The following is a 9,345-nucleotide window of genomic DNA, read 5'->3' as shown; positions in this document are numbered from 1 at the left end:
GCGATCGGCTGTCGAACGCTGATTTCGCCGCACAACCACGTCGGCGTAACCAGCCTGCCATCATAATCACGCGACAAAGCTCTAGCCTTGGGGTGGTCTAAAGCGCGGTCTCGCTGAAATCGCGACATGTGACTGCTGCTGTAAGAAAGTTCGATGGCAGGTCAGGTGCAGGATAATTTCGCGGGCGTATGCACCGTATCGGTCACCTGTGAGCGACCTAGAGCTGGTGGTGCGCTCGTAGACTCCTGGTCATCGCCCGTGCCGCTTCCGCTGCGAGGCCGTCCTGTGAGGACGCCGGATCTGCACTAAGCGTTTGGCCGTAAGGGATTTGACGCGATCGGCGCGACGCGCGGCGAGGCTGGAGTCTAGGGTGCAGCATCCCGGTTTGGTGCTTAGCGGTAACGGACAGTAGGCTCCGCAAAACGGCTGATCCTGCAGGTGAGCAACGACAGGCTTTTGCGCTTTGTCCGAAGCCGCAGCCGGTCGCAGCCGATTGTCTCAAGCTCATCGGCAAACTCGCCAGGCCCGGCTGCAGGCGGCGCATGAACGAATTGCGATGTTCTCCGCGTCGAGACCCCAGAGCGGACCTGAAGCCAGAGTAGATCGTTTCCCTAAATCGAAGGGCCACCTCTAGCCTTATGGCCACGAGGTAATCGAGCCATAACCAGGGCTGCATTGCTCGCTCGGGCCGTTCCTTTGAGAGCAGCTTCTCGGCCAAGCCGTGATCGCGCCGGGTTCCAAAGAGAGACGACACTCGTGCCAGAAAGTACTCCCCCGCGCTCTATTCCTCAGCCCGGACACTGAAACAGGCAACAAACGCACGGCACAGCCTGCGCACGATTGGTCCAGGCATCTTTCAATGTGGCGTTCGTCGATCCGCCGCTAGGGGCATGCAGACGCCTCGTGAACTTGATCGCCTCGCGCGAGTCGCGCCGGCCAGATGCTTCCGGGAGCCGCGGTGTGCCCGCCTGGTGCTACTTTCGGCCAGGCAGGCTTGCACGATCAGCTCAGGTAGAACATTGTCGCGGCGATCCTCAGTTGAAGCCGGCAGGAAGTGCGAAACGCCTCAACGTTCGCGCCGGCGAGCCTTGCCCTATGATTTGTCCCGGCATCAAAGTACGCGCGAGATGTGCGGTCGTTCACACAAGATGGTCGCGATATGGCTTAGATGGGGCAGCAGCCTCGGGGTCGGAGTTCCTGGTGTTGACATTCAGCAGCGAAAGCTGGTCGCGGACAGATACAGCTTTGGTGCTTGGCAACCATGCTGCAGCGATCGTCTTTGCGGCTCGTTCGCTATTTTGAGGGTCCTCAAACACTAATCTTGCCGATTTGATCAGCCGGACAGAGGTCGCTGCGGCTTGCTCAGCTTCATCCTGCGCTGAAGCTCCTTGAGGAGAGGTCATCTCAGGTCGTCGTCTTCGACGGGCAGAGCAGTGCCGACGGCAGTCCGCGCTGAACCGAAACCTTATCCCGGAGGACGCGGTTCTCATCAAAGCGTCCAAAACCGGAGTAGCGACAGATAATTCACGGTCTATGCACTGCTCTTAAGGTTTCAGCGACTGTCTACGCCGAAAAATGGGAAGGGCATTGCTGACCGGCTTTCCGCGGGGACGTTGAATGCACATGTCAGGAGTATAACCACGGCAGTAGCTTCGGGGTAGCACTGTGTGAGCTGCGGAACACGTCGGCTGGGCTAAGCGATGAAGATCGCGCACGGTATTCCGGACCATTGCTGACCCCTCAGATATGTACTGAAAGGCTCGAGGCGAATCGACGAGGTGCTGGGCAGCGCCTCGTCGGCCAGACGAGCTTTCTGCGGAACGCCACGGCCAGGATGTGCATCTGGAACTGATCGACGACCACACCCATCTGCAGCCAGCTAAGCTCAGCCGACGCGTGTTCGATGCGGGCTCGAGGATGCTTCCCTGTCTCGGGGCCGAGGCCCCAATCAATGGCAATGCTGTAAAACGCAACGGCGATAACACCGTAGGTGTTCTTCGCAGCTTTGGCGTTCGGAAGATCAAAGAAGATCGCTGTGCGGCTCAACGAGGAGCCGCACAGCGATGATGCGCGCAAGTTAATCGGGCGGGGGAGCGCTCACCCGGACCCCCCGGAACCGCGCCAAGCTCGCTGGCGCAAGCTATGCTACATTAATAAGTCCAATACCGGAGCTATGTGGTCGGGTTCCTAATTCTTAGCGCGGGGATTGTCTCTCGGCATCTCCATTGCTTGGGTGATGGATGAGCCGCACGTCATTTGGGCCTCCCGGCCCCAAGAGGGCGGTGTAACGCTCGCCGAGAATATCGTAGTTTATTGCCGGGTGCGCATCGTTCGGCAACTGGCCCCAGCGGCGAAGCATCGAGAGCATCGTGTCCGGGGCTGGTTGGTCGCCGTGCGAAAAATTCTTGGGAACGGCGAATGATGCAGCATAAATCTCGCGGGGCGCGGGGGACGTCCCCTCAGCCCTGGAGGAGGACGCCGGAGCGGCTTGCTCCATCGACCGTCCAAGCCGCGATGATGAGGCTCGGTTCGCTGGTTGCGCGCTGGGCTGCGGAGCGTTTTCCAGCCGAAATCCCAGAGGAATGGCAGCGCCTTGCGGAAGAGGGGTGCTTCGCCTCATCGTTGCCGCGGGCACGAACAGCGCCGTGTAGCGGTCATTGTGAACGATAAAACTGTTGGGTCGGCTGTCCTGGCTCGGCGCGACGTTGCTACGGTCAAGCGCAGCGGACGCGTGCTGGTGGCCCTGCCGGAAATTGAAGGGAATAACGGCCGGTTCTGAATCCAGCCCTTGGTGATGACCCTCGGTTGGCTGGACGGAAGACGATGGGCCGGCGTTTCCCACCATCGCCCACAGCAGATCCTGATCGTAGCCTTCCGCGGGAAGGACGAGCCGATCGCTGGCCTGAAACGGTGCGCCGGCGTCTTCCATCGGCTCGCGAACGACTGAACTGCCGGGCTCGCTCACCTGGCGTCCGATAGCATCCCCTTCTGTATGGCTTAGTGTTCTCTGCCTCTTCGCAGGCCTCAACTCCCCGGTGTAATCCTCACCCATGAGGACCTCGTGACTTGAAGAGGGAGCGCTCCCGGTCAGCTCGTTCCGAGCCGGTTGGTAGCCGTCGCTCCAGTTGAACTGAACGGCTTTTCCGCGGTCCGGTCCCTGGTGATCGCGCGCGGTTGGGAGAGACGATGTTAGGTTGGGTTCGCCCATCATCCCTCGCAGCGGGTCCTGATCGTGACCTTCCGCAGGCAGCTCTTTCGGCCAAGTCCAAGCTTCCCGCGGCGCGCTGTGCTCGGCAGCGGTGTCCCCGAGGTGTCTGGTGACTGCGTCTTCGGGATGAGGACCGTGGGCCGCCTGGTGCCCAAGATCCAAAGCCTCGATGAGGCTACGCTCTTCCTCAGACAGAGGAAAATAGTAGGGATCTGAAGAAGCGGGGATCTCTGCAACGGCAGGGGCATCAAGCTGCGGCACTTCATCCAAGTACGGCTCAAACTCCGCTTGCTGCTGTTGCGGTTGTGACACTGCGGCGTGGTCACGGTCGAATGGGTTGATGCTGTTAAATGGGTCCATGTCAACTCCCCGGGGGTTGGGTCGGTTCGCAATGCCGAGCCGACAGTGTCGCACTCTCCCGATCTATTCGGATCAGCTGTCGACAAGCTGACGCGCTTAGAGACTTACGGATTGCGATCTCAGATCAATCATTTCGCGCTCTTGAACGCGACTCGTGACAGAACCGAGCAGGCGGCATGGCTTTGCCCGTTCGGGACGAGCACAATGGCGTCGGCACTCTGACGCCGCGACCATCTCGGCAACTGAATTGGGTCTCTTCAGTCAACCCGCACGTTTCGAGGCCATCTCGATCAGCTTGCACCAACAATCTTACGGCTTGTGCCGACAACGCTTCCTTGGCTCGCAGGCTTGTGTGCCGCGCCGCGGCGGATGCTCTCGATTGGATTGCAGTTCTCAGCTGGCTCTGGTGCTCGGCAGCAAAGTCAAAGAAAGCCAATGGGCTGTACATTGGCGATCCTTGTCCGGCAATCACGTCACGCGCATGTTTGGCGCGGCTTTCGGCGAAGGTATCAAGTGCATGCTCCGCGACCGCCCGGCTTGGCGCCATTGAGATCCTGCTTGGCCTTCTTGCCACTCCAAACCAGTTCGGGATGTCTTTGAGCAAGTTGACGGCCTTTTGCTGCGGGCGCTCGTATTCGCCCTGCGATTGGTCATTCAGGCCCGAAATCATCGAAGGCGAAAGGTTCGGTGCATCCCCTCCAGCAGGCCGAGAGCGCCTCCTGGATCGCCCGTCGACATAGCGCGCAGCTAAGGGGCGGGCAGCAGGGGATCGAGGCTTCCTAGTTCGCCGCGCTCGGACTGGCAAAATCACCGAGGTGAAGCCGATCCAACTGGCGAGCCGCTCGCGCGCCGGTCCTCACCTTGGGCCTGGCAATCTCGATTGCGCCAATACCCGTTTCGATGTTGCGCGTCGGCCCACGGCCGTGCCGCACGGCCGGGCGCGACCATCCGCGGCGGCTTCAGCTCGCCGGCGTCTCCGAAACGCGGCAATTGCGTCTGGACGGCCCGGACGAACAGATCGCGCGCTATGTTGCGGACAATTTGTAGCAGTGCATGATCAACCACAGGCGGCTGACCGAAGGGCAGGATGTTGATCGTCTCCTTCGGGCCTCATCGGGTCCTTGAAGAAGTTCTCGCAGGTTCGCCATCCACCTGGATACGCTGCCTCTCTGAGCGCGTTATCACCCAGATTCCTGCGCAGCTCCCGCTTTCTTCGTATTCACCTGGTCCCGTTCAAGACCTCTATGTGCAGAACCCGACAGCAAATTGCAATTGAGTCGATCTGAAATCGCAGAAGAGATGCTTGCCTGAACCAAGCTCGGCCGTCCTGGCACGTCGATTGCTAAGAAGTGCCTGCTACATCGTGCCACTAACTAGACGCAAAGGCCGAGACCAACTTGCAATCCAAACGCAATTCTCTAGCAGACAAGCGGCGCTGTTAACTGCCGCTCCGCTAACGGAGCCAGTCATGCTGATCGACACCTCCAAAATCTTCGACTCCATTCGCATCAACAAGAAGGAAGCGCGGGAGCGCCAGACCTCGGCGCTATGTGAATGGCCTGGTTGCCAGAACAAGGCGACCCATCCCGCGCCCAAGGGCCGCGACAATGCGCGCGAATATTGGCACTTCTGCATCGACCATGTTCGCGAATACAATGAGTCCTACAATTTCTTCACGGGAATGGACGCGGAAGCGGTCGCGCGCTACCAGAACGACGCGCTGACCGGCCATCGTCGGACCTGGAAGATGGGCGAGAACATCAGCGCCCGCAAAATGGCCGGCAGCGCGGCCGATTTAGAGGACGACTGGCATGCCTTCTGCACGCAATTCGAGCTGAACGGACGCGCCGGTACCCGCCCCCGCGCGGAGACCAAGCCTGAGGCGCGCAAGATTTTAAATGCCGAGCGGAAAGCGTTGCAGGTGATGGGCCTGAATGCCAATGCGACGCTCGGCGATATCAAGGCGAAGTACAAGGCGATGGTCAAGCAGCACCATCCCGATGTCAATGGCGGCGACCGATCTACGGAGGATCGCCTGGTCGAGATCATCAAGGCCTACCATTACCTCAAGACCGTGGTGCGCGAGAGCTAGGGCGGACACGACTTGAACGGCTTCACCCCACCGGCCGCTACTAGCACTTCATCGTGTGAAAGCTGCATCCGAGCTGGGGTGTAATCCGCTTCAGACCCCCACGCCTAGGCTGAGAGGTGCAGCATCTCCGCCACGTTAGCCGGAGTCTTTATCAACAGCGCGCTCCGGATCAATCCACGACGAGCCTTCCGTGATTCTTTCCTCTTTCATTTGCTCGCTCCTCGGCGTTGCAAAGAGGGGGCAAGTCCTCGCGACGCCGAAGGGGGCGGTTCGCAAAGGCGCGCCACAGCGAAACGCTGAAGGCGCCGGTCCTCGGCTGCTCAAAGACCCCGCAACACTAAACTGCTGCTGCGCTGCTCGATTTCAAGGATGGAAAGGCCCGTACTGTATTTGGCTTGCGCGTTAGGACCGCACGGGCAGCGCCCATCCCGTTCCGTGTCATGCAGGTGAGGCAACCGCAATCATTCTCATGATCTATATCAATTCGATGTCGCGTCTGACGACGTTGTCGCATGTTTGACGTATGTCGCATCCGCTCGAAACAACTCAGATGAGACGGTCTTTCTCTTAGTGCCTCTCTCTTAAGGGGCGATTTTGCCAAACCGGAAAGTGGTACGAGAATTGCTGTGCCCATCATGCTGGTTCTTGGAAGTCCTGAGGATCGCATGCACGGTGTCGTCCTTGTCAAGCAGCTGGTTGTCAATGTCCGCGAGTGGCGGCCCAACATGCGCAAGCGCCCGAGAGGGGCTGCACCGGTCCGTGACCTGAGGCGTGTCGAGCTGCGCGAAGAGTTCCGTGCCGAGCGCACTTCTTTACGTCGCCGCTTGAGACGTTGGTATGTTCTTACGAGAAGTGCTGACCTTGTCCGCCGCAACCGTTGCATCATTTGCCAGCCATTCTTTCGAGAGTCTGGATACGCACGTGACGATTCGGCAGCTCGGATAGCAACCCGACCGGTCGGCAACGAACCAACTCAGCTCCGCGTTGGCTCACCTGCGGGGGCGCGCGCCGGTTTTCTCCACCTATCTGATCGGTGCGCGCTGGGACCCGGGCAAACATTTCGGGCTCGGCGCTTTCCTTCCCGCGCGGGCGTCCAGCTGCAACAAGCAGAGCCAACATCTGTACAAGTAAAATGGGAAATAGAAATGGATGACCAATCGCACGGCCAAATGCCACTCTCTTCAAGCCGACGGGAAAGCCGCGGGCCAGACCTATTCAGCTTCGTCGAATGCGCTACACAGACAAGATCAATCAAAGCGCTGTTCGAGCTTCTTGTGAGTTTCGCGAGCAATGAAGGCTTTAATAAAGTCGCGTACGCAGCACTCACCTGCTCGAATGAGCGTCGTCTGCTGGACTATCTGCCGCCCCCGCCAACGATAAACTTCCCGTCTGATTGGTGCCAACGCTATGCTGAGCAAGAGTATCGAGCGATCGACCCGGTAGTCCGTCGGACAGCAATGCTGCCAAGGCCCTTTCTTTGGGATGACCTAACCAATAAATATAAACTGCAGCCCCGTGAGCTGCGCGTCTTGCACGAGGCCAGAGAAGCAGGTCTTAAGCATGGCATAAGCGTGCCATTGTTTGGATCGCAAGGCCGATTGGCTTTCGTATCGTTTGCATCTCCCTTCGATGATGCCGATCCACAGCATCGCATGGCTCATCTGGCGACATTGGCGTCGGCGTTTCACAACGCTGTCGCACAGATTACACCGCTCGTTGATGAAGGTTGCGAGCCAGACATTCCGCTAACCGAGCGAGAAACAGAGTGCCTATACTGGGTTGCAGAAGGAAAGTCAGCCTGGGTAATCGGGCGACTTGTGGAGGTCAGCCCGAATACCGTCAACTTTCACATGAAGAACGTCGTCAGAAAGCTAGGGGCGGCGAACCGGACAAATGCTGTACACAAAGCAACCCGACGCCGCCTCATTTAACTCCGCGCCCGTTTAAAGGCACGATCAAAGGCCCCGTCTTCGGGCGGGCTCTTCTGTTATTGCCGCGGATCGGGACAACCGATCTCAAGTGGCTTCAACGATGTACTTCAACGGAAGCGGCTCAAAACAGATAGCTGGGCACGCAAGCGCATCAGGCGCGCGTATGCGGTATCCCTCAACAGCGCCCGGTGTGGACTTCGGGCGTCGTCGTTGCATGCAAGTCTCTCGTTGCGCCAGACTCTCAATCCGCCTCTCAAGCGATCTAGTGTTGCTAAACAGGCGGCTCAACGAGACGGCGGAAGACGCCGAATCATCTTCATTCTCCCCAGCAACCGTCCCGAGGCGATCGAGGCCGCGCCAGCGGTGCGCCGCCGTGGCGGCCGCAAGCGGGCGATCGGGACCCGGGCGCTGATGACGGTGCCGATGGCACCGAACGACCGCTGGTCACTGGACTTCGTCTCCGATCAGCTCACGGATGGCCGCCGCTTCCGCATCTTGACCGTGGTCGATGACTGTACCCGCGAGTGCTTGGCGCTGGTGGCCGATACCTCGCTCTCCGGGGCCCGGGTGGCGCGGGAGTTGGATCGGCTGGTCATGGAGCGCGGCAAGCCAAAGATGGTGGTCAGCGACAACGGCACCGAACTTACCAGCAACGCCATCCTGACCTGGGCCGATCGGAGCCGCGTCGCCTGGCATTATATCGCTCCGGGCAAGCCCATGCAGAATGGCTTCATCGAAAGCTTCAACGGTCGGCTCCGGGATGAATTGCTGAACGAGACGCTGTTCACGTCGCTGGCTCAGACCCGCGTCGCGCTCGGATGCTGGCGCGCCGATTATAACTACACACGACCGCACTCACAGCTCGGATGGAAGACACCCTCCGAGTTCGCCTTCACCTGCCACCCGCGCCGGGATCTGGCACTGCGCTATGCCGATGGCTCCGCGCCAGCTCCCGTCGCTACCACCGCCCAACTGGGCAAATCCAATGGCTTGAGCGAACTCAGAACTGGATAAAATCTGGGGGCAAGGTCAATTCGGCTAGCGTGGAGTGGAAGTCGGACAGGCCTATGTGCCCCAAAAGCTCCGGAATCTACTTACGGGATTTTGAACCAGCTCTCTCTGGTGCGGTGATCTTGCCTCGCGAAGGAACAGGACGTTGCGTCGCCGCCAAGCTTGGCGTTGTGACCCGGGTCATCATCACCGACGGCGGGGACTTCATCAATTTCGAATGGAAGTTCGGCGAAGGCGTCACCTATACGCCGGAGATGCGAGGGAGGCAATGATCGGGCTGCAGGGTCGCCGTTGTGCTCGACGAGTACGATCTCAAGCGCACGACGCGCTTTGCTGCTGCGTCTCCGGTTCTTGGGTTATAAGTGAGGTTTGTCGCTACAATCCGTTCTAACAAACGACCACTTATTTTGAAGATGAGACGGGCCCCAAACTTACTGCGCCCTCAGGAGCAACATCACCGCCTTTCCCAATCCGATAGTCGCCACCTGGCGACAGCTTCGTCGTCAGCTTACCGACAGGTAAGTGCTTCAGATGTTACAACGTATCGTAGTGGACTGAGTCTACTCAGTCTTGGCAAGGGAGTATGGAATTGAGCTGCTGCCGGCATGGCGGCGCTCATCGACCAACCCACCACCCGGCGTGAGAACAGGTCGATCACCGCTGCGACGTAGAGCCAGCCCTCGGCCGTCCAGAGATACGTAAAGTCGGCGATCCACTTCTGGTTCGGCCGCTCGGCGGCGAAC

General features: G+C 59.4%; 5 protein-coding genes and 2 pseudogenes. 4 read left to right on the top strand and 3 right to left on the bottom strand.

Annotated elements, in window-relative coordinates; genetic code table 11:
• Positions 1 to 1,740: 1,740 nt before the first annotated feature.
• Together ACM43_RS10260 and ACM43_RS10255 are read right to left on the bottom strand one after the other, a co-directional pair.
• The gene (locus ACM43_RS10260; protein WP_271539907.1) at positions 1,741 to 2,046 is read right to left on the bottom strand and encodes a hypothetical protein; all 306 of its coding nucleotides are present in this window, start codon (positions 2,044 to 2,046) and stop codon (positions 1,741 to 1,743) included.
• Between the two features lie 148 nt (positions 2,047 to 2,194).
• A complete protein-coding gene (locus tag ACM43_RS10255) occupies positions 2,195 to 3,568 on the bottom strand; it encodes a hypothetical protein (protein WP_124163807.1) in 1,374 nt (457 codons plus the stop codon).
• Positions 3,569 to 5,036: 1,468 nt separating this feature from the next.
• Here ACM43_RS10255 and ACM43_RS10250 point away from each other — a divergent pair.
• The 4 genes and pseudogenes from ACM43_RS10250 (at position 5,037) to ACM43_RS10235 (ending at position 8,874) form a co-directional block, all read left to right on the top strand.
• Positions 5,037 to 5,660 carry a J domain-containing protein gene (locus tag ACM43_RS10250; RefSeq protein WP_271539906.1) on the top strand — a complete coding sequence of 208 codons (624 nt, stop codon included), beginning with the start codon at positions 5,037 to 5,039 and terminating at the stop codon, positions 5,658 to 5,660.
• A gap of 1,145 nt (positions 5,661 to 6,805) precedes the next feature.
• A complete protein-coding gene (locus tag ACM43_RS10245; protein ID WP_333919212.1) occupies positions 6,806 to 7,591 on the top strand; it encodes a helix-turn-helix transcriptional regulator in 786 nt (261 codons plus the stop codon).
• Positions 7,592 to 7,954: 363 nt separating this feature from the next.
• Positions 7,955 to 8,605, top strand: a pseudogene (locus tag ACM43_RS10240) (integrase core domain-containing protein); the annotation flags it as partial.
• Positions 8,606 to 8,724: 119 nt separating this feature from the next.
• Positions 8,725 to 8,874 (top strand): hypothetical protein, encoded by a 150-nt coding sequence (locus ACM43_RS10235; RefSeq protein WP_158626805.1) that lies wholly within the window; start codon positions 8,725 to 8,727, stop codon positions 8,872 to 8,874.
• Between the two features lie 326 nt (positions 8,875 to 9,200).
• On the opposite strand, the pseudogene ACM43_RS10230 reads toward ACM43_RS10235, so the two are convergent.
• Positions 9,201 to 9,345: pseudogene (locus ACM43_RS10230) on the bottom strand (DDE-type integrase/transposase/recombinase); the annotation flags it as partial.

Origin of the sequence: Bradyrhizobium sp. CCBAU 45321, from assembly GCF_028128975.1 — a bacterium.
In the GTDB taxonomy this organism is placed as follows: Bacteria; Pseudomonadota; Alphaproteobacteria; order Rhizobiales; family Xanthobacteraceae; genus Bradyrhizobium; species Bradyrhizobium yuanmingense.
The sequence above is the reverse complement of the archived record's forward strand: the minus strand, read 5'-3'. Positions and strand labels throughout refer to the sequence as shown.

Bases quoted from the DNA above. Each gene is read 5' to 3' on its own strand.
- ACM43_RS10255 (WP_124163807.1), bottom strand. From the start codon at position 3,568: ATGGACCCATTTAACAGCATCAACCCATTCGACCGTGACCACGCCGCA.
- ACM43_RS10245 (WP_333919212.1), top strand. From the start codon at position 6,806: ATGGATGACCAATCGCACGGCCAAATGCCACTCTCTTCAAGCCGACGG.
- ACM43_RS10250 (WP_271539906.1), top strand. From the start codon at position 5,037: ATGCTGATCGACACCTCCAAAATCTTCGACTCCATTCGCATCAACAAG.